We start from the raw sequence: 25,217 nt of genomic DNA, 5'->3' as shown, positions 1-25,217 counted from the left end.
TTCTATAGGGTACATTTTAAAATTGTCATGCTTTTTCTTTTCTATCTATATTTTCAAACCTAATACAGCACATTTTACTCGGGAAAGAGCTTTTTCATTTGTTAAAACCACTTAATTCTCAAACACAAAATTAATCTTATTATCTTTCCACTCTAACTTCGCATCAAACGTTTTCTCGCCTTTTTTAAAGCCTTTAATTAAATCGGTCTTCTCACCTTTTAATAGTTTCGTCATGTTTTTTTGCGAAATAGCTTTGCTTAAAATCTTCTTCGAGATGGTAAAGTCACATTGTGTTGTATTGTAGTTAGAACAACCGTAAAACGTCGACTTATCAATAACATCGCCATCGCATTTTTTACAGTTCCCGACCTTTTTACCTGTTGTAAATTTCGATCCTTTTCGTTCAATCGATTCAACATGTAATCCGGTGAAATCCCATTTCTCCGACATTTCTACCGCATCTTCAATAATTTTAGCTGATAGCTTTTTCGTTTGCTCCATAAATGTCGCTGGTGAAGCTGTACCTTCTCCAATTTCTGCAAGGCGTTGCTCCCATTTTGCTGTCATTTCTGGTGAAGCCAGTATTTTATCACCAATTGCTGTAATTAATACTTTCCCTTTATCGGTTGCGTACACTTGGTTTTTCTGTACATCTATATATTTACGGTCTTTCAGCATTGTAATAATACCAGCACGAGTGGCCTCAGTACCATATAAAAAAAATTATGAGCTTAAATATATTGTACATTAATAACCCTTACAGATATATCTATAATAAGATTTTTAAAATCTTTTATGCACACAATTAAATGATTATTTTCAACATACACAATATTATTTATAATTTACATAGAGAATGATTCGTCATCTACTACTTTTTATAAGGGGTGTTCCTCATACAAGAATTAATGGATAAAAACAATAACATTCTTCCTTTTAATGAAGATATAACAAAAAGAATAAAGTTTATTATGTATCCTGTATGGATTAGTATTGGGAGGAATGTACAAAGGGAACCTATACAAAAGAAACATGCCACATTAGCTATAAAAACACCTATGACTAAACAGGTTATTATTCACCCTCTAACAGATTTCATATTTTCCAAATGGAAACATAGAAACTACAATACAATGAAAATACATACACAAAATTTAGCAGTATTTTTAAACTTTCTTTTGAGAAAACAAAAGAGTTATAAACTATATTCTCTAGAACACTTAAATTTCGAGCATGCGATTTGTTTCTTAAACAATTTGACTTTAGAAGGAAAATCTAGGGCAACTGTTCTAAGTTATCGGCGTACTATAAAAGAGTTTTTTATCTACCTTTCAAAAAATAATTTGAACAATACTCTATCAACAAGTAATGAACATTTAATTAATTCTAAAAATTCTATTGTAGATTACATTAACACTCAATTCGAAAGCATCCTTGTCCCTTCATCAGAGAAAAGCGACATCGAACATGACATACCACATATTTACATTTTAAGATTTTTAGAAGTTGTATTTGAGGTAGCGAATCCTATTGCATTAGGGGTCTACATGCAAATATTTGGTGGTTTACGTGTTGGAGAAGTAGTAAATATTAGAACATCCGATATTAAACTCATAGGTCCTTACGGTCAAGATGGCTTGCTTTTAAATGTTAAAAATAGTATTAATCGAGTTGATATTAAAGATGGATCAGGATCAAGTTATGTCAAAAAGCCAAGAGATCAATTAATTCTCGGGTTTAGGGATTGGCTAAGACAATTATATAAATTACACTACCAACAATATGTAAAAGGCTCCGATACTAATGCTATCTTCCTTAATAAAAAAGGCATGCCAATGACTGGAGCTAGTTATCGTTACTATTTTACTAACGCAAAAAAAGCTTTTATTAATTATTTAAAACAATCCCAAGATCCAAATGACAAAATAGCATCCATTTCCCTAAGTAATACCGACTGGTCTACACATATAGGTAGAGGGATTTTTACCAACATGCTTGCAGAAGTTGCAAAAAACCCTCAAGATGTTGCACTTTTACGTGGAGATGATAATATATTAAGTTCACTTGACTACATGGCAAATACAAAACGAATGAGAACCAACTTAGAGCATTACCTTAATCAACTTTATATTAATACTGAAATAAAACTATAAATTACAATAAATATTTAAGGAGATTTAACATGAAGTATTTCACAGTAAAAGAGGCAGCTGAACAATTATCCTTATCTCGTGGAATCGTGTATAAACTTATTAGTAACGGAGCATTACATGCGGAATGGATTTCAAAAAAAGAGATGCGAATCACAGAGGCGAATATTGTTAAATTTAAAGGGAATGATATTTCAAGAACGCACTATCCTATATCTATAGCGAGCCAAAAGTTAAATATGTCCTCGGATAAAACGCGAAGATTACTCAAACTTGGTACATTTCCGAACTCAATCAAACTAGGTAGAATATATTATATTTCAAATAAAGATATAATTTCATTTACAAACTTACTACATAAAAAAGAAGGTTCCTATACCATAGAAGACATAAGTGAAAAATTAAATATCACTATCGCAGCTGTCCGTGACCTTATAAAAAAAGAGGTTTTCCCAAATGTTTTTAAATTTCCTTCCGACAAAAGATATTATGTGCCAAAAGAAGACATTGAAGCTCACATCTTTTTCTATAAAAATGATTCATATCTTACAATTGAACAAGCAAGTAAAGAATTTGATTTGAAACCACAGACTATTCGAGACTATATTAAATCAGATACATTTCCTAATGCTTTTAAGAATTCTAAAAATATGTGGTTTATTCCAAAAGAAGATATTGAAAAACTAAAAGCTAAGAATAAAATCCCTCCAAATTATCTTTCTGTTAAAGAAACAGCAGCACGAATTTCAAAACACCCCGATATTGTAAAAAAATATATTCGTGATGGCACCTTCTTTCAAAATAGAATTGTTTTAAAAAGACGGGCTTATATACCTTTAACAGATATTATCGATTACGAATCAATGCTCGAGATACCTGAAGAATTTATGACTGTTCAAGACGTTTGTAAGAAACTGAATAAAGATGATAGTAGTATTTTGTCTCTTATTCATAATGGTGAATTTCCTAATGCATATTTTAATGAATTTCAAAAAAGATATTTAATACCGCAAATAGAACTAACAGATTACATAAACAGACAAACAACATTCAAAGATTATATTTCAATTAAAGACTGCGCTCAAAAGCTCTCTTGTACAGAAAAAGAAGTTCTACAAATGATTAAAAACGGTACTTTAAAATTCACTAAAAAAAACTCAAAGGAAGAGACATTTATATCAGAAAAAGAACTACATAATTTTTTAAGCTTACAAAAATCTAGTAAGGGTTTTCTAACTCTAGAACAAGCTTCCAAAGAACTAGAAATGCCAAGAAAAACACTTCTCAAACTAATTCAAAACGAGAAGCTGGAGGTCTCTTCTTCTTCCGACACTAATTCATACGAATTAAATTCGAATACTAAATTTTTAATTCCTAAAGGTAGTATAGATTTTGTTAAAGCAAAGAAGAAAAAGAATTTTTCTACGATTGCTATTGAATTATATAACAGAAAAATTAACACATTACATTACAAGGAAAATCTAAAGAACACTGTAAATTTATATAATGAATTTGTATTATTAAAAATTTCCCAAACTAGAGGCCAAGAAGAGTCTTTTACAGATAAAGTACGCTCTTTATTTAACACCCTAAATAGCATTATTCTCAATCTAAGGACAGAAATCATTTTATTAACTGATGAAGAGATTGAAGAAGTTTTAAACACCGAGAGCATCCCACGTACTCATAAACAAAATTTTATACAATTTTTGAATTATTGTTGTAGTAAAGTAAAATGTACCTTTAAAAACACCTATAAAATTGAATATAATGAAAAATTAAAAAGAGATAAAGAAATATATGATAAACAAACATTCCTTGCTTTTTATACATACGCGAATAACATTGACCTACATATTGCAATGGCAAAACAGAATAAGCAATATGCTCAAACTTGGCTTTTTGTTATTATGCATATTATTAACGGATGGAGAAAATCCACAATAGTTACCGAACTTCCTAACTTGCCTTTAGAAGAAATAGAAGGCTTAAACATTTACAATTTAAAACAACTTAAAGATAAGGGTCTTTCAATTAATCAAGCTCAAATTATTGTAAATTATTATTATGTGGTATGTAAGAAAATCCACATTTCTAAAACGGGTTCTTTAGGTCAATTTCTATGTAATGAAGACATGATTATGCCAGCTGCAACAGCATTGCTAATTTGTGAATTACATCGTAGGAACTCTAAAAAACAAGATCGTTTACTTGGCTCGCTAAGCAAATATAGTAATTCACACTCACGTTTTCATACCTTTTTTAATAAAAATAAAAAATTACCTAAATTTAATAGTTTGATTATGAATCGCTCTTTACTCACTCACTTTTTCTATACTGTAACTAACTATGGAAAACATTCAGAAATATCTCACGAATTAACCAAAAACTTAAGAAATCATAGAAATATAAATTCAATTACTGCTTATGTTCAGTCTACAAATCGTGATGGCACTTTAGACGTAGTCTCACTTAACTTATTTAACCGTGGAACTTTTGGATGGCTTTATAATTTCATCATTGATTTAGCGATGGATAAGACTACAGAAATTGATTTATTAGAAAATCGTACATCTATTATACAAGTTTTAAAACATGATTATTCTCCTTCTCAATTAGAAGATATATCATTTCTGCTCCTTAAATATCAAAATGAAAGAGCACCAATTGTTGATAAATTAATGCAACTTCCGAGAGATCAAGTGATAGAGATCATTATTAAAATCTTAAAGGGTGAAAAACCTTCTAAAACTAAACATGTACAATGCATTACCTATCCACAGTGCTCTTTTCCAAACTTCGATTCTTGTTTGAACTGTCCTAATGCAATATTCAATATTTATTTATTGATTAGTATTGTGGAAGAAATAAAAAATATTCATACCTCTATAAAAAGTACTAACTTTGATACAATTCGATACCGTGACACAATAAGGTTTATTTTAATTTTAGATATAATTAATCAAGCTATTTCAGAATTTGGAAAATCCTATATAGAGACCTTTATTAACTTCGAAGTTTTTGAAAATATCATTACCGAGGCAAATAAATATTTTCTCTTCGATTATCCAAATTATCACATTTCTACTAAGTGAGGTACTCATTGAATGCTAAATAAAACTAAATTCTTAGATAAAGATAGCTATATTAACTTAATCTCCATAAAGCCGACACGCTTTCATAGCTCAAAAGAAAATGTAGAAACATTCCTGCAAAATTTCAACAAATGGAAAACCGCTAATATAATTGAAAATGAATCTTTTCATGATACAAAATGGTTCATAAGAGACAAAGACTATAACCGTCGTGGAATTTTATTTGATATAGAACTGTATAGCAATTTAAACATCGCTTTAAAGTGCTATACCATTCATTTAATTGATCAACTTTTTTCTGTCAATCATATACATAATGTTATTCGCGCCATAAAAGAATCTATTCATATGTCAAAAGCATTTAATGTAAATCATCTGATTGATTTGGAAGAATACATAAGTAAACAAAACTATCGAAAAAGGTATGAACTAGCTAAATATACAATTGATTTCTTTTCCTTTATCGACATTACTAATTCAGATAAATTTATTGATATTTGTTCTCCTTTCATTAATAACATTCAAAAAAGTAGGGATTTACCCAATTATCGCCATATACTATATTTTGATGAAAAGATTGAGCAATTTTTGACTGAGGGAACTGAGTTTGAACTACAAAAATATTTTCCGGTTGTGCTTTGGTGGAAAATAACTACTGTTATACCCATGCGCCCTACAGAATTCCTAAAACTTAAAAAGAATTGTGTAGATCAATCAAAAAACAATACAAATAAATATGAAATTACGCTTCCCAGAAATAAAGAAAAAGGCAATTTACTAAAAGACATTGATATTACAGACACACTTCAAATTAATAAAGATATATATGATTTAGTTCAAATCTTTAAGTTCTTCCTACCTAAAGAGGATAATAGTCAGTATTTATTTACCTATAAATACTATGAAATGTATAAAGAACACTTTGGGAGTGAACGTACAAGGCATACTGAGTTTCTTCCTTTAAGACAATTTGATTCTCTTATTGATCAGTTCTACCGCGAGATATTAAAAAAGAAGTACAATTATGATCAAATAGAACAAATTTCTCCTGGAGATACTCGACACTTAGCATTTTGCAACATGATGTTACAAGGCTTTAATATGCTAACCATTGCTATTATTGGTGGACATAAGCGTTTAGAGACACAAAAAGGCTACTGGAGTCATCTTACATATTTCACTGAATCATGGGTATATAATTTAACTGAGAAACATAGGAGATTAATGCACGTAAATACTTCCTTACCAGACTCATCGTTCTCTCAATATACTAGAGACACTATTAATAAATATAAACTATATAAATATACATATGATACAAAGAACTTTTTACCAGTTGATTTTGGATATTGCACTGATATCGAATATCCTTTCAATTGTACTGGGGATTGTCGCCACTGTAGTCATTATTTGTTTTCACCTGAGACAGATAAAATCGACGAAGGACTGACCTGGCTCAATGACTATTCAAAACTATTAAAAAGAAAAATTAACGAGCAAGTTAGCATGTTAACATTTCTTTCTAAAAACATGAATTATAATCTAGAAGAATTAAATTACTCTTTAATTGATCAAGAAAATTTATCTTCAAGTGCCAATGAATTAAATCGTTTATTAAATCAAAAAGCTATTGTGGATGCCAAGTTACCTAAAACAATTGAATAATTGTATTGCATAAATAAACCACTTAATAAAAGGAGAATACATTACATTGAATAAAAAAGAAAAAGGAAGACCCCAAAAATATACCGATGAAGAATTAACTAGAATTTTACTAGATTATGTATCAAAAACACCTGGGAAAATAAATTTTTCAGCCCTAGAAGATGTAACGGGAATAAAAAGACATGTATGGTCTCGAAGGAAGCGTAAAGATATCGAACGATTAAATACACCTTTATTAAGTACAAAAAATGATGCTCCCCCTCTTCCACTACCTAATATCGAATTTATTATTGAACGTTATGGTAATGATACAAAAGCTTTGTCAGGTGCTTTAAAGCACGTCAATGAAGTGATTCAATCTCTTTACGATGACCTATTACAATCACAGAAAAAAATTGAACAATACAAAGAAAACATTGAACAACAACAAAACAAAATAAAAGAGCTGACGATTACTTTAAGAGAATATGAAGACATTGTAGCTGGAAGTGTATATAAAGATAATAGAGAAGAAAATCAACTTCAAAGTAATCTACTTACTATCAATAATAATAACAATAAAGAAAACGCAGTAAGTTTAGATTTTAAAAAGATGTTTCCGAATATCTTTTTAAAATAAGATGTCAGTTGGTGGCATTCTTAAAACAGAAAAAATGGTTCATTCACTTTTTAAAATTATAATTTATCTTTCTTTCATCCAATATCATTCTTTAACTGGAATATTCTCATCACAATGAATATTCACTTAAAAATAAATATTAATTGAAGGGCATTATCAAGATGTGATATCCAAGACAAATTTGAACCGAAAAATCAACCAGTAAGAAATATAGGCTACCTGTTTCTTTTGCTCACGAAAATTAATATGAAATAACGGTGTTTCATTACATAAAGTGAAGAATTTTTTTGTTAAAGAAGCTTTGACAGCATAAAAAAATATAAGAAGATATTCTTGCGTTGATAGGGCAAGATTTAGCTCATATAAAGAATTTGTATATCGAATAAATAAGACAATGTTTTATAATTCAGCGTCTTATTTATTCGTTTTTATTTTATGTAAAATCAATATTAAAACTAAAAATTAATTAACTAAACAAGCAGCTAGATCTCCCTCAGGGCTTTCAACAAACACCTTTTTAGAAATCTCTCCAATAGAATTGGTACCTATCCCATCTACAGTTGCGCCTATTACGCCCCCCACTAAAGGGATAGCTTTTCCGAGGTTTACAATTCCTTTCTCCCCAAATTTAGTAACTAGTCTAAAACCTACTGTCTGATTAATTTTTTTTATAACTTCGCCTGAAATTTTTTTAATTACTTGTTCTGTTAATTTTTCACCGATTTTTATTCCTACACCTTTAAAAATATCGAATGTCGCTTGACCAGCAAGGCATGCAAATACAAAGGTTTTAACTTTATCATTTTTTAAATCATAACCTCTCATATAAGCGATTGTACCAATCATTCTTATTTGAACATATAAAACAGAAGCAAGATTCGCTGGAATAGCTACAGGTAATGTAATCAATCCACCTAATCCAGTTAAGAACCCTGAAGTAGCAGCTTTTGTATTCTGCCATCGTATTAAAGAATCAATTGCTTCATCAACAGTAGCATTTTTAGAAAGATAGTCTTCAGCTAACTCCAAAATATTATCAGTACCAGGTAAACCGTTTAAAGCTTTTTCATATCCCCATTCTAAAGTCTTGTTTATTGTCTCAACGGTTAAATTATTTTTAGCCAAATTTGTCACCATCCATAATATTTTATTTTAATTATAATAGAATATCTGCATAAATGGTCTGAAGTGGTAATTTAATTTGAGAAGTTTTTGGAAGGAACGTATAACTGTAAACGTAAAGCAACTCCAAAATATACAATGAAAGATGAAAATGGTAAACTAAACACTAGGGCTTACTATTATGATGCAACAAAAATGCTTTTTCAGATGGTAACAAGAGCTAGAAAAAAACTGAATATCATTATTATTAATAGTCAAGTTGTTCTAAATAAATATTTGGAAATTTCATACCCTAATAAAGGGTAATTTACATATGTAACAAAAGTTTTTAAAAACTTTTGTTATTATTGACGGACCTTTTATATTTTTTAATAAAGACAAAAAATACGTGTGCTTTCCTATACCTGTTATTGTATAGGATACTTCCTTTTAACTAAGCACTATAATTAGAAAAACCTCATTATTGAGGTTTTTCTAATCTTCTCATTTTCAATCGAACCTATATTTTCATCATTAGGAATCTCATTGAGATGTTTTCTCTACAAAACTCATTTTCCAACTAAAAAATTCATTCTCAGGATTTTTTTCATATCTCAATATCGCATCAAACTTATTTCCCTTTTTACTTGTTAAACCTTTAACTAATGTTTCCCCATCTTTCAACAACTTTTTAACCATTGTCTTTGTTGGCTTTTTCTTCATTGTTGCTAAAAATTTATCATTTTTCCAAATAACAAACTTGCACCCATTCTTCCAATCTGAACACCCAAAACCTTTTTGTCCTTCCACAATGGCGTTAGAACAAATTGGACACTTTCCTAAAACCTCTACCTCTTTCGGTTCTCTCGTAACATGGTGTAAGATAACATCTTGGTCACTTTTAATCATTTCTACTGATTTTCTTGTAAAATCAAAGATAAAGTTTAAAAAGACACTTCGACTCACTTTCTTTTTCTCCATGTCCGACAGGGCTTTTTCTAATTTACCCGTAAACTCCAAGTCAAACAACTCTTTCACAGGAAATGTTTCTACAATTTTTCGACCTAACTCACTACATAATAAACTTTTATCTTTTGAAAAAATATAACCTATATCCTTCAATTTCTTAATTGTTTCCGCTCTAGTAGCTGGAGTCCCTATACTAAAACCACTTAACACAGCTTCTTCTTCATCATAGTTTTTTCCACAAGTCTCCATTACACGTAATAAAGTTTTCTCAGTATGATGCTTTGGCGGCTTTGTGACATGGGAAGTAACATCTGCATTTGTAATTTCCAGATTCTCTTTAAATTCGACAAATGGTAACATCTTGTCTTTGGATTCAATTTTCTCTACTTTACGCCAGCCTTCAACAATTTGAACACGCCCTTTTGCAATAAACACACCTTTTATTAAGGAATCACTAATTTTAATTTGAATACGTGTTTCTTCATGCTCTGCTACAGGCATAAATTGCATGATAAAACGATTCTTGACTGCTGTATATACAATTTGCTCGTCACTTGTTAATGATTTAGGAAGCACATACGTAGGCATGATAGCACTATGACTTTCAACTTTTGCATTATTGAATACTCGTTTTGTTTTAACAAAAGAGATTTCATCTTCGTATGGCAATCCTTTTTTTACTGCTTCTAAAACTTTGGCTGCTCGTCCGACTAAACTTTCCTCTAAAGCTGTACTTCCTGTACGGGGATAAGTAATATACTTTTTCTCATATAAAGACTGAGCTACTTTTAATACTTTATCTGATGTCCATCCTTTATACTTACTTGTAACATATCCTTGTAAATTAGATAAATTAAATAGAAAAGGAGGATATTCTCTTTTCTGTTCAACCTGTTTATCTATAACTTCTCCTGAAGAACGTTGCAATATATTATATATTTCATCTAAGGTAGCCTTATTTTTAAACTTCTCCTCTTGCTCCTCCAGATAAGTTGCTTCAAATTCTTCTTCCCTTTGTGTTTTAAATGTAGCAACTAATTTGTAATAGTTCTCCGGTACAAACGTTTCGATTTCTTTATCTCGATCATAAATGATTTTCAAGGTAGGTAATAAAACGCGCCCAATATTTAACGCTTGCCCTTTTCCTTTTTGATACTTAAGTGTAGCAACAGAAGTTAAATTTATTCCAATCGCCCAATCTGCCCATTGTCTACTTACTCCCGCATCTTGCAAAGGACGTAAATCCGAGTTTGGTCTAATTTGTTTTAACCCTGCGTTTACCTCATCTGGTGTCCATTCATTCAATAATAGACGATAGACTTGTTTCGGTGCTTTTATATTATAAATGACACTATCACCAATTACTTGCCCCTCACGGTCATAATCACATGCCGAAATAATAGAATCAACATCTTCTCTAAAAAGTAAAGAACGGATTATATTTAGCTGTTTTTTCGCACCACTATCAGCCCTATCTCTATCTTTCGGGCTGCTTTTTACTTTATATTGAAACTTCTCTGGAATAAAAGGAAAATTATCCATTTGCCATTTAGCCATTTTTTCATCATAGTCTTTTGCATCATATAATTGAAGCAAATGACCAAATGCCCAAGTAACAATATAATTATTTCCCTCGTAATACCCATCATTTCTTTTTTTAATCTTTAATGCATCAGCAATGTTTTTAGCTACGGAAGGTTTCTCTGCTATAATTACTGCCTTCAAAATGAATCCCTCCTAAATAATATAAGTAATTAAATTTAAAAGATTGGCATTGCTTCTACAGCATCTGTCAATTCATCAAAAGAATTCTTTAAATATCTCGTTGTAGTGGAAATATGACTATGACCTGCTAAACGACGAATTTTCTCTATATCGTTATTGGTTGCCTTTAACATCCATTTACAAAAAGTATGCCTAAACATATGAGGTGTTAATTTTTTATCTGATGTACTGTAATTTTCAATCATAGCCTGAATTCCACGAATTGAAAATTTTTCAGATCGTTGACTATAAAAAACATATGGTGATTGGTTAACTATCTCTTTGTCCTTTGCTATCTTATTTCTGAATTGAAGCCAGTCCAATACTTCATTATAAAGAAAGTTTGACATTGGTATGGTTCTTACCTTAGTCCCCTTTCCAATTACCCTAATCTTTTTTAAATCTAAATCTATATCTGTAATCTTTAAACTTGATAACTCTTCCACACGTAATCCTGCATAAGTGAGGATATAAATAATAGCTCTATCTCTCCGATACTTTTCTTCAGGATTTACTCCTCTAGTCTTTACAGGATACTTCCTCATTCGCTCCAATAAGGCTTCAAACTCTTTCTCTGTCAGCCACATGATCTTTTCATATTCTTCATCTGCTACTTTTAAATCTTTAATATCTGTCATAGGATTTACTTTAATATACTGTTCTCTTTCAGCCCAACTAAAATAACTCCTGAGAGTATTTAAACGACGATTTATCGTACTTACAGACAATGCTTTACCTTCTCGAGGATTTAACATATCTCTTATCCATTTTTTAATATCATTACTTATTACATAACTATCTGGATTTAATCTCATTTCTTGAAAGAAAATTTGCAAATCGTTGATATAGGATAGTAATGTATTCTGAGATTTTCCTTTATCAATTAAATACTTACGATATTTATGTAGCATCTTCCCACCTTCTTATATTATATGCTGAGTTATAAGTAAACAAATTCATAAAAAAGCAAGCACTTTCCTATACATTATAAGACGAGTTTAAATGCAATATCAATAATAACACAACACATAATGTATATTATGTGTTGTGTTAAAAACTTAAGAAATATATCTCTGTAGGTACTGTTACAAAGTTTCTTAACATCAAATGAGATGAGAAATTTCTCACTAACTATTATGCAACTATAAATAATTTTTGTAATTCACTGTACGTCGAAAAACAGGAGTCTGGTTTAAAACTCCTGTTTTTCTTATATAAAGCATGAATCTTTTCGATTCCTTTCAAGGTGCGCGAAGCATGGCGAAGACTTTGAAAGCCTGCTGATTTAGCAAAACGTCGTTTTACATGTCTATGGTCTTGTTCTATAAGATTGTTCAACTATTTGATTGTACAATGATTTGTGTGTTTATAAAGACCTTCTTCTTTTAATTTCTTAAATGCACAAAGTAATGCTGGGGCTTTGTCTGTCGTGAGAACCGCTGGTTCTCCAAACGTTTTCACCAATCTTTTCATAAAGGCATAGGCAGCCTGATGATCTCGCTTTTTCCGAAGTTGAATATCCAATGTGTCCCCTTCTTTATCAATCGCACGGCATAGGTAACACCATTTTCCTTTCACTTTTATATAAGTCTCATCTAACTTCCACGACGATTGTACCTTTTTGTTTTTCCTCTTCCAGATTTGATAGATCAAATTCCCATATTCATGAACCCAGCGCATAATGGTTGTAGGATGCACAGAAACACCACGTTCTTTCAAAATTCCAGAGACATCACGATAGCTTAAAGAAGAACGACAATAATAGCCAACGGCTACCAAAATAATATCCTTCTTGAACTGTTTCCCTTTAAAATATCGCATTTGTGATTCTCCTCGTACCTTTTTTCTAGAGTGTAAACTCACTTAGAAAACTTTGCAACGGAACCAGTAAAACAGCGAATTTAAGAGATACTTGTTTGTTTATTGAGGGAGGTTGGTTTGAAGAAGGAACTTCATTGATTGGTAGAATCCTATTAATTATAAAGTTAAGCATGGGGGGAAACTAAAGTGCAAAAATGGTTTGGTTCTTCAGGTGTATGTATTAATGAAAATGGTCAATTGTTAATGGTCTTGCAAGGAAAACCTGAAGAAAAAAATGTGGTCTATTCCATCGGGAGGAAAAGAACAGGCAGAAACATTTGAAGAATGTTGTATTAGAGAAATTAAAGAAGAGACGGGATATACAGTCGAAATTGTTGAAGAAATCAAGGTTAAGAAAAGGAATTATGAACATATCAATATATCTGTTGAAGCTCATTATTTCTTTGTGAAGATTGTAAGTGAGAAAAGAGATTTTCAAGATCCTGATAATCTTATTTATGATATCACTTGGAAAAACTTGGATTAAATACAGACTTTAGAATTAACCTTCCCCGAAGAGAGAGATTTTCTTATTAACTATATAAAGAAAGTGTTTCAACAAAATTCCTTGTTCAACTAACGGAGACTTTAGCATAAGAAGATAAGTAAATAAATCGGTTCCTAAACGTTGTAGGGAACCGATTTTTCTATTCTATGATTTGCTTAACGTTGTAAATTCGCAGTTTCCTGACGCTACCCCATCCTGCTAAAGGGTTTTATCGATGTTTCAAAAGACGCTTTTGAATAATTTTAATGCGACGCTACTGTACCAGCTTCTCAAAAACTTCAACCTCTTCAGGTGTTCCTAAGGGAATTATATTTTCCTTAGAAATTTCGTGAATGCCAATATTTAATTTTTGAATAAGTTCATTATATAAAGGTGCTATGTATATTTCTTTATATTGTTGCAATATACTGGTTTTATTTCTTTCATAGCTATTTAGAAAATAGTCCCACTTCCTAAAATAATAGAGGCCTATAGAAGCGTAATTAGAAATTTTTTTCTTTTCTGCCACTTCAACTACCCTACGAAAGCTATTTAATTTTACATAACTCCAGTTATCACCGCTAAAAGTTTCAAACACAGGAATAATACCATCATAATTTTCAAAATGTTTTTTTTCAATGAATTCGGATTCACAAAAGTATCTATATTGTATATCATTACTTGTTCATCAACATTAATATAATTTTTGGCATTATAGGCAGTTTCAGCTTGTCCACAAGTAAAAGAATTTAGCTCAATAATTTTGTAATTATCTATTCCTAATAATTTACATTATCTTTTAATAAAATTTACACAATCATGTTCTTTTACTGCCATAAAAATAAACTCATATTCAAAAAAATCCTTAAGAGAACTTATTGACCAATAAAATAAACTTTTATTATGTGCATTTATCATATATTTTGGTATTGTGAATCCCTTGTTAAGGAATCTTTGTCCGCGTCCAGCCATAGTAATTAATACTTTCATTGTCCCCTCCTAGTTATATATATAACCTTTAGTTTATCTAATAGCATATCAGCTTTTTTTCAAAATTTGGAGCCCTATTTAAAGATACATAATCGTATATACTAATAACTTCTATAAACATTAGTAAATAATATAAATCTTTAGATATTATCAGTAAGAAAGATACTTTTTCATATGAACATTTAAAAACATTTATTTTCTTCCTATCACATAAATCTAGTTCAAATAATTTGATAAATTCCACCCATACATTATCTAATCTAGACCGTTCAAAATCTATCAAATCAAATTTATTATTATGACGTTTAATATTTCTAGAACCAAAATCACCGTGAATAAATTTTATACTTTCTTTATTCATAAACTCATTATCTAAAGAGGATAATTTATGTTTTATAACATTAAAGTGACTAGATATTTGATTTATTTTATAATGGGTCTTCATATTATTTAACAGCTTATAAATCCTTTCTGACGGAGGAGATAAGTTTATTCTGTCTTTTCTAGAAATAAAATTAGAGTGCTTGTTATGAAAGTTTGCAATTAAAGAGCCAGCCTCCCCTATAACACCTTCCTTATCGAAATCAATTTCAAAATAATTTTTGAAGGGTGTTATTAAAAAGTAAAAGTTTTGATAGTTAAAATGACAAATTAAGTCCTTAGCCAAATATTGGTTGAGGATTTTTTTTGATTTATAAACAAAGATTGATTCCTAAATACCTTTATAAAAACTATTTTACCTGACCCCACTATACTTCCTTCAAAATGATTATTATGTGATTTATGTGGAAAAACAGTTGCTTCTATTCCATTTTCTTTCAATATTGAAGATAATAGTAAATTCATAAAAACATCCTTTTATATTTTTTCTTTATTGCTACTTAGAAAAAATTTCGATTCTATAGACCCTTTTTTAGTATAAAATTTAGTAAGGCTAACGTTCTAAATGGGATATTTAGGGTAAATCCTATTAAGGTATTTTTTAATATATGTACTATATTTCTATTCCAATTGCATTTATTAGAATTTTCAATCCAATTGTATTTAATTTTATTAAATAAAATATTATATATAAGATATTTTAATAACAATAATGTTAAACAAGCAATTAAAGCAATGATACTTTTGGTTATATATACACTTAAAAATAAACTTACTAACCAAATTACTTCCCTCGTAACATCAAAAATTGAATATATAAACTTCATAAAATAATTCGTTTTAGTAACTTTTATTCCATTAAGCGTGAGATACTTATATTGTTTTCTAATAGAAAAAATCCCATAATAAATTCTCGTCACTTGATTAAAGTAGTCCTTTAGATTATTCAAGCCAGAAACTATGGCAAGATAAGGAATTATCACCTATTTTTATTAAGTAAATAGAATCTAAAGCCGAGTGCAATGTCATCTGAATAATCAGGAAATCCTCCTACATTTAAAAGTTCATCTACTCAAATATACATTCCTGACCCCATTAAATAAAATATGTCTTTTTTTGATTTCTTAGAAAAGAAATTGTAACCCTCAATCCTCAATGATCTCCTGATATGCCATATAGAAAGCAAGTCAACAACCTTCGGAGTTTTAGTATTAACATTTTGGATTACATAAGGTATTTGTTGATAAACTGTAGGCATAACGCCTTTCCTATAACAACTATCATTTGCTATCCAATTTACAGTATTTTTATGGGGACGAGCATCAAATTCGTATACACCTATATAGATCTTCTTAGGAATTTTATTTATAGAATTTAGAGCGAAACTAAGTTTAAAAGTTTTAGTACTTCTAAACCTAGTTTCGTCATTGTATTTTTTGTAGATTAAGTCATTCTTTGAAGTCGAGGATCTTATCATTACACCATACGAACTAATTATAGGATTATTTAAACCAATTTTTTCAGCGATAATCTGGGCATTAGTATGAGTTCTCCCAGTTGCAAAAATTATTGGAACACCTATTTTATTTAAATACTTTATGCTACTTAAATCTTCATCCGTAATTTTATTTTTTCTCTCTTACAATTGTATTATCAATAGCCAAAACTAACCCTTTATACATTCCCAACAAACCCTTTGTAAAATTCTGCAAACACAAGCGAATCCCTTACCATGTTGGTATATTCATAGATTGACATTCGATATACTGCCCTGTTATGTTTTTCGACTTTTCAGCAGCCAAAAACAATAATAAATCTGTACTTTCTGAGGGATGAGGAAGCAAATTTTCTTTCATCCTCTCAACTGTTCGAGTATAGCCCAGTTCAGCTTTTTGATAAGCATGCTCTTTATATAAGTCTGTATTAGCGGAAATCCCCACAGTATTTACTCTAATCTGAAAATCTCTTAACTCACTTGCCAAGCAAAGTGAATAGTGGTGGAGTGCAGCTTTACTCACACAATAAGAACCTAATAAATTGAGTGGTTTTTTCCCACCCATTGAACCTATATTAATTATTGAACCTTTTCTTTGTTCAATAAGGTTTGGGGCTAAAAGGTTAATTAATTTTATATGACCTAATAAATTCACTTGCATAACATAGCTCCAATCGCTTGGATCGAGTTCATAAATTCTTCCTACCCCCTTACTTGTGGCTGCATTATTAATTATTACATCTATCTTATGCTTACTATTAATATTGCTTGCGAATGTATCAATAGAACTTTCATCATTTAAGTCTATATATTCCATAGTAAGAGATTCAACAAACTCTTCTTTTAGTGGCATTAAATTATCAAATGTTCTGGCTCCAGCTATTACAGAATTACCTTCTCTTAAAAATGCTTTTACTAGCTCTAGTCCAAAACCTTTATTTGCACCTGTTATCACTACTTTATTTTTCACTTTTATCTACCTACCTTATTTTTATTCAAAGGGTGTCCAATTTGGTGAAGACACCTTTCAATTACGCCTAAAACTGATGAAGCCATAATTAAATTTGTCGGTGTAGTAGTATTAGATAAAATTGATTCAATAAATGAATCCCATTCCTCTGCATATCCAGCTCTTGCGTATCCCCTATATAGTCTCCCTGGATTCCATTGTAAAGAAGGGTGGTCTCTAAAAGAACCCTCGGTATTAGACCATGGTATAACCGGTGTTATTTCAAGGTGAGTTAAGTCTTTGAGTATAGCTTGAGTTCCATCATTTAAGTGAGCTGTAAAATTAACTTGGTATGCTGCTGATCCTCTCACAAGTGAAGCTATAGCAGTTTTACCATCTGAATTTTTACAAGTTATTACAACCTTCTGTTTATTTTTTTCAAATTTGATTAAATCAGTCTTAATATCAGAGATATTTCCTAACCAAGAAAAAATATAATCAATTGCATGAATATAAATATCGTAGAAAGCTGCTTGTACACCGTTAAGCCCCCATAATTCATCAGTCAAGCCTTTAGGAAAAGTAACATCTAATAAAATCAAGTCAGGATCTCTTTCTACCGAATCAATATTTATCCAATCTTTTAATACTTTTGTTCCTGGAGTGTAACGCCATTTCGAGCCTACACATGTAGCTAAATTTTTTCTTTCAGCTTCAATTCCAATCTTTCTTAAATCCTCTTCAAAAAAAGCTGCTGGTTTCTCAACAAATACATGCAAATCTTTTTGAATTGCTTTCTCAGCAAATTTAAGATGCCCTGCTGGATCCATTGATATTACAACGGCATCAATACTTAATTCAGTGGCTTGTTCTAATAAATCTTCTGCTGATTTGAATGTCTTTATTCCCTTAATCTTTTTTGATATAGCCTCTAGTCTTTCAGGTATTATGTCTGCTGCAGCGACAACAGATGTTTTTGGATGAGCAACGATATTGGGTAATAAGCTTCTTGTTAAATGTCTTCCACACCCAATTAATGCAATATTTACATTTTCTTTTGTTAACAGATTCAAGTTAATAACACCTCTTAATTTTTATAATTTGTTTATAATCTCTATTGCTTTTATAAAAAAAGCCAACTGCCTATCAGAATCATCATAATGCAAAGGTATCATTGACAAAAATAATAATGCCTCTATTAATTCAATTTCTTTTAAATCCACATTTAATTTCCCTAAAAAATTATCGGAATTCTTATAACTTTTGAAATTTTCATCAAAGATTTCCATAGAAAAATTCCCTTTAGAATGTTCTTTGACATTATATAAGCCTGCGATTATGTAATCGTATTGACCGTGATATGATTGTCTAAGTTTTGCAATATCATAACGGTAGTCTCCATAAATACTTCTTCTTCCAAACTCCCCTCTGGGATCGATGAGTTTAAAGGAAAAACTTCTTGTTGATAATAAGATATTAGAAAAACAGAGATCTCCATGTATTACTGAACAGTAATTATTAGAGTTATTCACTAGATTAGAAATTTTCTCCTCTAACTTTGGCCATTGATATTTAAAACCTTTTATCTTTTCACCATTGACAATGTAGTTCTCCATTTCAAGAAGATCTTGTCTATTCCATTTTGTTAACCTTTTAATTGTCTTATTATAGTACATAGAATGAGATGTAGAAGTTATATTAAGAGCTTTTTTCTTAACCCATAGCTGATTATTAATTCGGTTAATTAATTCCTCGAAAATAAAATCCCAAACATTTTCCTGAATATCCTCAAACACAAAGGTTTCTGATAAGGAAGGGTAGTCAATAAATTCTATGTAATAACTTAGATTATCCTTGGAAGTTTTCAGTAATTTTGGTGTAATGTTTATGCCGTTTTTTTCAGCTTCTTGGTACCAATAAATTTCATCACTAATCCCTTTATAAAGACTCTTTTTTTCTATTATATTATTATCCATCAATTGTAATTTATTAAATTCCCTACTATTAAAATACTCTCTCGATGCTTTTACATAATTGAGATAATAATCAATTATTACTCCATCTTCATCAATAATCTCATCGAGCTCTTCTATCCCATTGTATTTTTCTTCCTTATAACATTTTGCCAATTCTATTAATAAATCATTAGGCTCTCTGTTATTTTTAAAATAATTAGTAATATTAATTTTATATTTTTGCCATTCAGAAATATTTATTGCTGCTATTGACTCTCGACCACTGCTTTTTGTTTCCTGAACCGGCGTTTTAATAATAAAATCAACATTTGAATTTTTTAATAGGTCAAAATTTAACAAGGCATTCGCCTTATAAAATAGTAAGTTTTCACTATTGTTTGCAAATATTTCTCGAAGCATTTCATAATTATTTAAATCTTCTTTTATTATGAATGTAAATGCTATTTTAGAGGATTTAAAAAAATCATTATACAATTTTTCAATTGCATACTTTTTAGCTTGTGGCAAAACTATTATGAAATTACTGTATCCTTTCTTTATTAGATTAGTAATAGAATGCATCATAATTGGTTTTCCACTGATTCTCTTTAGCTCAATTATTTCTTTTTCATTCCTGAGATTTTGTGAAATTAACAAAATTGCAGTTTTGTCTTTCATTTTACATTTAGTAGTATGAAAATTTTCAATACCACGGCACCTCCTAATTAATAGTAAAACCGTTATTATGTAATTCTTTAATTAAATATCTACAAACTCATTTTTTGTTTTTTCATTGTGTGCAATTTTCAAAATTTAAAAATCATTAGTTAATATTGTTTTAATTTTATTATGAATAGAACTGCTTTCATCTAATTCAAACCATGGATCAAACATTTTATCAAATTTTACCTGTTCATCGAGATGAGAAATTATATCTCTTTTGCCGAATATATCAAAAACCTCATCAAATTTTTGAGTTTTAGCCAATAGAGGATAATTTGATGCTGTATCAATAACAATCTTTAAAATAGAATTTATTTTTTCCAGTGAAGCAACCTTTATTTTATTAACTCTTCAAAGTTATCTTTTCCAAAACTATTATCTTTTATGAACTCGTCCCATCCCTTAAATTTGTAAGCTAAATCATCAATATATATGTCCCCATATGGTTTACCAAAAATTAATTGGTCGTACGGTATCTCGTACCTATTCAACCAATCTCTTGTTATCTTTCCAATTCTTTCTTCAACCAATTCAACATTATTTTCACATGTCTTCATGTGGCGTGCAGTAAAGATAATAACGGTATCTCCTCTATCAACTATTTCCTGTAAAGCTTCCTTTACATTTTTTTTGGGTTTAACCTCCGAATAACTTTGATTTGGTTCTTTTAAGTCACAAATTGTGCCATCTAAATCAATTATGTATCTCATATTCAATCCCCCCAATTTAATTTTCCTTCCAAATACTCACGTATTCTCAAAATTTCATTGTTACCATTTTTTTATAATTCATTAATGAGTCCTCCTTAATTCTAATTTAAGGGTCCCTACACTGCAGCTTCGGACACCTCGTATCATACCTAGGGGCTCTTTTTGTTTCAATCCTCAAATTTCTTCATTAAAGGGACTTTCTTTGCATAGAAAGAAAGTTCCTTTTATTTAAACATAGTTATTATTTATCTTTACATACTCTAAATTAAATTCGTAATTTTAGATATACACAAAAACCTCAAGGATGATCTTCTAGAAATAATATAGTAAACATCACCAACTAGTTATTTATTGTAAACTAGCCATTAAGAAAGTGAGCCTTTATATTCATGAGTATTTAAAACCTAAGAAACTATTCAGAAAAGTATAATTAATTACCATATAATAAGTTTAGCTGATCTTTCATATAAATTATGGTTTTGCTTAATCCCTCTGCCATAGACACTTTTGGTTTCCATCCATAGGCTTGTCTAGCATATTCATTACTACATTGAGTGTATTTATTCACTTCATTATACAAGATATCATTAGAAATCATATATGCCCCTTGGTATAACTCTGGATATTTATCCCAATATTTCTTTGGCTCTAAATACACTGGTTTTATATCAGTTTTCCCCATAATTTTTTTTGCTATTTCAAACATTTCATTCACAGAATAACTTTTATTGCTTGCTGCGTTAATACATTCAAATCCTTCTGAATTTATTGTCAGAAACATTAAATCCATTAAATCATCCACAAAAATATAATCCCTTTTCTGTTTACCGTTAGAATAGAAATGTGGAATACGATTGAAATACAATTCTCTAATCATGTATCCTACAAAAGGAGGTTGTTTACGCAAACAATCAATATGTGGTCCGTAAACATTAGCAAAGCGTATACAACTAACATTCATACCATAAGTATCGCAATATGACTGACAAAACCGCTCGGCCACATATTTTGTATTTGGATAAATAAGTGTTGGTAATTTAAATCCTTCTTCTTGGGACGGAAACACTGTATCATTTTCATATATTGCAGTAGTACTTGCAAATATGATCTTCCTTACTCCAAATTTCCGCGCAGCTTCTAGTATATTTACCAGTCCAATAACATTTACATCTATTGCATGAGCAGGGTCTGATTGACATTCCGGTAAAGGAGCAACCCCCGCAATATGAAAAATACATTCAAATCTTTCTTTTTGAATTAATTCTTCGATTCTCTCTTTATCACGAACATCCATTTTAATAAGTTTACCCCTCAAATCACAATCACTAAACTTTAAATTTTCCTCTTTTCCATAAGATAAATTATCAATTAAGATCATTTCCCAATTTTTCTTATATATCTGATGGGCTAAATTCGAGCCAATAAATCCAGCTGCGCCTGTAATTAATACCTTCATATATAACTTCTCCTTATAAAATATGCTAAAGATTAAACATCACAAGAAATTAAAACTCATTTATACAAATGAGTATCTAAATCCTCGGAAATTATTTATTTTTCTTACAATTACCGAACAAGAATCCTACTTAATCTACTTATCAAGTAGATATCTAACTAAATATTACACTTTCCGAATTTCCAAAATCCATTTAATCTACCTTTTAAATAGAAGCCTTCTTTATTTATTTTCACTGCATATTTATAGAATAATTTTATAAATACTCTTTTAAAATTGCATTTCTTGGTATGTTTATTGCTTTACAACTTGGATAAGGATTCGTTGGTGCAAAGTCATTAATAATAGTACGGCACGAATGATTTACACCCATTACAATCTTATCAAATGGTAGCTCATATTTATTTAATATATTTATAAGGTCACTCCTAAATTCTTCTGTACGAGCTGTTATAATAATTATTTGAGCACCTTCATCCGCTAATTCTTTTAAAGACTTAATATTTTCTTCATTCACTTGATTGTCATTACTCCAATTTTTATCTCCATATCTACCACGATTCATCAAAAGAATACCATCCACATCTACAAAATAAGTAGCATGCCGTTTTTGTACCGTTTGCCAGTCTAATAATGTTCCCCAATCTTCATATTCACTCGCATTAATATAGTGATACACAGATTTTCCTGTACCGATAAGATATGAAATTATATGACTTAAGTAAATTTCATCATAATCGAAATTGTTATCCTTTATATTTTCATAAGCTCTATTAAACTTTTCAACATCATCAAATCCATATAATCCTACACAAATGTATTCTGACTTGATTTTTTTTTCAAAAATATCTACTACATTATCATTACTATCAACTATTAAAAAACTCTTCGAACTTAATCTAGAAATTTCTTTTCCAAATTTATTAATATCCAAACCAACTATAAAAGCATCATACCGAGAATTATCAAATTCAATATAACCATCTGAATCTTTCACATCAAAGGCACCCACAACATTTTTTTCAAAAAGAGTACGGTATACTGTTTCTGCTTGACAGGATGTAAATTCATCTAAAATAAGTATTTCGAATTTCGAATTCTCATTTATATTAAAAGCCTGTTGCAAAATCAAGTCTGCTTCATATTTTATTACATGCTCTTTAACTATCGTAATTATAATTCTGTCGTATACTTCAAGATTTAAACCTTTAACTGCCTTCTGAATCATAAGATTCCCATCAGGATGAGTTAGCAACCATTTCGGTCTCATTTTTGGAAATCTTAGTGACTTGCCGGCACATGGTACAATTAACGTTTTCATCTGTTAACCTCTCTCTTATTTTCAGTATATTTTTATATATATAAGCTATTTTGTTGTCTATATAATTCTTTGTTTCCTCATCTTTTGTATATGGAATAATGCGCATCAGATTAAGCAGGAGAATATGGTATACTTCTCCTACTAGGTATTTCCCATCACGAAATGTGAGAAGCTGCTCAATTATTAGTTGTTTTAAAATTATTAACTTGATTTTTAAATTAGCATTTAATTTCTCATATGTACGGTATGACCAAAGCACATCCGCATCTTGCAATATCTTTGCAACATCAATTAACCAACTATTATAAAAAGAATCCAGAAAATCAATTAAATAAATTTCACCATCTTGTATAATCATATTCTCTAATGTCATATCACCATGACACTCACTAAGAACCATATATCTCCATTCGTTAGTTTCCAATAATTCAAAACATTTACTATATAATAATGATTTTTCTTTAATAGTTTTTTTTAGATTTTGAATTTTCTTAGTGAAAATCTCTCTTGCTCCAACATCATACGTATTGTCTCTACAAATATTTAAAAAAAACAATTCAACAAACTTATAAATATCTACAAGCCTGATATCGGTCATATACTTCGCAACTGTTACTCCAGATATATACTCCATGTCAAATTCATATAACGAATTATTGTAACCTTCCTTTAAAATTTTACAATTATTAAAAACACCATTATAACTAATCTGCTTTTTCACTTGTGCTTTTAGCCTATCATTATATGACTCATTCTTTGACTGCTTTTTAACAATTTTACTACCATCTTTTTGTGTGATAACAATTAGTTTACAACCGGAATGTCCTTTTAATTCATAGTCGTTCATAACTTCTCCTCTAACTCGACATTTACAAAACATGCCATACTGTAACTTAATTTATCTGCCTACTTGCTTTAGGAAATTTCCCATCTCGAATAACCATTTATCCCCAAGATTATTCAATCTAAATGTCTTATCACTTAAAAATAATGATATTCTAGTCTTTGTATATAACATGAACCAATTGTTTAGGCAGCTTTTCAAGATTACCACTTAAAAATCCAGGTTTCACACTTAATTTATTAATTTCATCAAGATCAATCCACTTATAAACAAATTGTTTCTCATTTAATACTGAAATTTCTTCGTCCTCACAAGATAACACATCATTTACATCGATTAATAGATAAACGAAAGTATATTCGTGATACTTTTTGCCTTCGAATTCGAAAAAATTTTCTGCCATCCATATCAATCGTTCCACTTCAACCTCAATATCTAACTCTTCTTTATACTCCCTTTTTACCGCATCTACAGATGACTCCATTATTTTTACTTTCCCACCAATTGGCGCCCAGAAATTCACTTTTTTTTCTTTGTGAAGCAAAATTTTGTTATTTTTTAAAATAAAGCCTGCAGATCTACAATTTAGAATGACACCCTCAACATTCACTTTTATATCCAAACTTATCTCTCCTTTTAAAATATCAATATTATTTATTCACTATATTTTTTTAGCAATCATT

The 25,217-nt window shown here is 29.9% G+C and carries 19 protein-coding genes and 3 pseudogenes; 5 read left to right on the top strand and 17 right to left on the bottom strand.

Translation table 11 applies throughout. The features are described 5' to 3' along the window. Window positions 1-111 precede the first annotated feature (111 nt). Window positions 112-711, bottom strand: a pseudogene (topB, locus tag B5P42_RS23375) (DNA topoisomerase III); the annotation flags it as partial. Between the two features lie 197 nt (window positions 712-908). On the opposite strand from topB, the gene B5P42_RS23370 reads away from it, so the two are divergent. The 4 genes from B5P42_RS23370 to B5P42_RS23355 are packed head-to-tail and all read left to right on the top strand — an operon-like array spanning window position 909 to window position 7,529. Continuing rightward, window positions 909-2,153 (top strand): site-specific integrase, encoded by a 1,245-nt coding sequence (locus B5P42_RS23370; RefSeq protein ID WP_113735389.1) that lies wholly within the window; start codon window positions 909-911, stop codon window positions 2,151-2,153. A 29-nt stretch (window positions 2,154-2,182) separates the two neighbouring features. Then, on the top strand, window positions 2,183-5,245 hold the full coding sequence (locus B5P42_RS23365) for a helix-turn-helix domain-containing protein (protein WP_113735388.1): 3,063 nt from the start codon (window positions 2,183-2,185) through the stop codon (window positions 5,243-5,245). Window positions 5,246-5,257: 12 nt separating this feature from the next. Then, on the top strand, window positions 5,258-6,910 hold the full coding sequence (locus B5P42_RS23360) for a site-specific integrase (RefSeq protein ID WP_113735387.1): 1,653 nt from the start codon (window positions 5,258-5,260) through the stop codon (window positions 6,908-6,910). Window positions 6,911-6,956: 46 nt separating this feature from the next. After that, window positions 6,957-7,529: a hypothetical protein gene (locus tag B5P42_RS23355; protein WP_113735386.1), complete on the top strand. Its 573-nt coding sequence runs from the start codon at window positions 6,957-6,959 to the stop codon at window positions 7,527-7,529. Window positions 7,530-7,991: 462 nt separating this feature from the next. On the opposite strand, the gene B5P42_RS23350 is transcribed toward B5P42_RS23355, so the two are convergent. From B5P42_RS23350 to B5P42_RS23330, 4 genes and pseudogenes are all read right to left on the bottom strand, one after another. Continuing rightward, window positions 7,992-8,663, bottom strand: coding sequence for an EcsC family protein (locus B5P42_RS23350; protein WP_258397525.1), 672 nt, complete (start codon window positions 8,661-8,663; stop codon window positions 7,992-7,994). Between the two features lie 510 nt (window positions 8,664-9,173). Next, the gene (locus B5P42_RS23340; protein WP_113735383.1) at window positions 9,174-11,324 is read right to left on the bottom strand and encodes a type IA DNA topoisomerase; all 2,151 of its coding nucleotides are present in this window, start codon (window positions 11,322-11,324) and stop codon (window positions 9,174-9,176) included. 35 nt (window positions 11,325-11,359) lie between these two features. Then, window positions 11,360-12,274 carry a tyrosine-type recombinase/integrase gene (locus B5P42_RS23335; protein WP_098217363.1) on the bottom strand — a complete coding sequence of 305 codons (915 nt, stop codon included), beginning with the start codon at window positions 12,272-12,274 and terminating at the stop codon, window positions 11,360-11,362. Window positions 12,275-12,497: 223 nt separating this feature from the next. Beyond that, window positions 12,498-13,184: pseudogene (locus B5P42_RS23330) on the bottom strand (IS6 family transposase). A gap of 186 nt (window positions 13,185-13,370) precedes the next feature. Between B5P42_RS23330 and B5P42_RS23325 the strand changes: the two are divergent. Further along, window positions 13,371-13,803: pseudogene (locus tag B5P42_RS23325) on the top strand (NUDIX hydrolase). Between the two features lie 181 nt (window positions 13,804-13,984). Here B5P42_RS23325 and B5P42_RS23320 read toward each other — a convergent pair. The 12 genes from B5P42_RS23320 to B5P42_RS23255 form a co-directional block, all read right to left on the bottom strand. After that, the gene (locus tag B5P42_RS23320; RefSeq protein WP_142674060.1) at window positions 13,985-14,239 is read right to left on the bottom strand and encodes a glycosyltransferase family protein; all 255 of its coding nucleotides are present in this window, start codon (window positions 14,237-14,239) and stop codon (window positions 13,985-13,987) included. 263 nt (window positions 14,240-14,502) lie between these two features. Then, window positions 14,503-14,700, bottom strand: coding sequence for a glycosyltransferase family protein (locus B5P42_RS23315; protein WP_113735381.1), 198 nt, complete (start codon window positions 14,698-14,700; stop codon window positions 14,503-14,505). A gap of 651 nt (window positions 14,701-15,351) precedes the next feature. Further along, window positions 15,352-15,546, bottom strand: a complete 195-nt coding sequence (locus B5P42_RS23305; protein WP_113735379.1) for a hypothetical protein — start codon at window positions 15,544-15,546, stop codon at window positions 15,352-15,354. Between the two features lie 607 nt (window positions 15,547-16,153). Next, entirely contained in the window at window positions 16,154-16,705 is a 552-nt protein-coding gene (locus B5P42_RS33265) for an HAD hydrolase family protein (protein WP_113735377.1), read from the bottom strand. A gap of 103 nt (window positions 16,706-16,808) precedes the next feature. Next, complete coding sequence (locus B5P42_RS23290; protein ID WP_181458830.1) at window positions 16,809-17,546, bottom strand: SDR family oxidoreductase; 738 nt, start codon at window positions 17,544-17,546, stop codon at window positions 16,809-16,811. Window positions 17,547-17,548: 2 nt separating this feature from the next. Next, complete coding sequence (locus B5P42_RS23285; protein ID WP_181458829.1) at window positions 17,549-18,598, bottom strand: Gfo/Idh/MocA family protein; 1,050 nt, start codon at window positions 18,596-18,598, stop codon at window positions 17,549-17,551. A 21-nt stretch (window positions 18,599-18,619) separates the two neighbouring features. Then, entirely contained in the window at window positions 18,620-20,065 is a 1,446-nt protein-coding gene (locus B5P42_RS23280) for a hypothetical protein (RefSeq protein ID WP_142674059.1), read from the bottom strand. A 473-nt stretch (window positions 20,066-20,538) separates the two neighbouring features. Next, on the bottom strand, window positions 20,539-20,913 hold the full coding sequence (locus tag B5P42_RS23275) for an HAD hydrolase family protein (protein ID WP_113735373.1): 375 nt from the start codon (window positions 20,911-20,913) through the stop codon (window positions 20,539-20,541). A gap of 430 nt (window positions 20,914-21,343) precedes the next feature. After that, window positions 21,344-22,369, bottom strand: coding sequence for an NAD-dependent epimerase/dehydratase family protein (locus B5P42_RS23270; RefSeq protein WP_113735372.1), 1,026 nt, complete (start codon window positions 22,367-22,369; stop codon window positions 21,344-21,346). A 256-nt stretch (window positions 22,370-22,625) separates the two neighbouring features. Continuing rightward, window positions 22,626-23,690 (bottom strand): hypothetical protein, encoded by a 1,065-nt coding sequence (locus B5P42_RS23265; RefSeq protein ID WP_142674058.1) that lies wholly within the window; start codon window positions 23,688-23,690, stop codon window positions 22,626-22,628. Further along, window positions 23,608-24,537, bottom strand: coding sequence for a BUD32 family EKC/KEOPS complex subunit (locus B5P42_RS23260; protein WP_181458827.1), 930 nt, complete (start codon window positions 24,535-24,537; stop codon window positions 23,608-23,610). Before B5P42_RS23260 ends, B5P42_RS23265 begins: the two co-directional genes overlap by 83 nt. A gap of 151 nt (window positions 24,538-24,688) precedes the next feature. Then, window positions 24,689-25,156: an NUDIX hydrolase gene (locus B5P42_RS23255; RefSeq protein WP_181458826.1), complete on the bottom strand. Its 468-nt coding sequence runs from the start codon at window positions 25,154-25,156 to the stop codon at window positions 24,689-24,691. Window positions 25,157-25,217: the final 61 nt, after the last annotated feature.

The organism is Bacillus sp. SRB_331 (genome assembly GCF_003264175.1).
In the GTDB taxonomy this organism is placed as follows: Bacteria; Bacillota; Bacilli; order Bacillales; family Bacillaceae_G; genus Bacillus_A; species Bacillus_A mycoides.
This window is presented reverse-complemented; position numbering and strand designations above follow the sequence as displayed.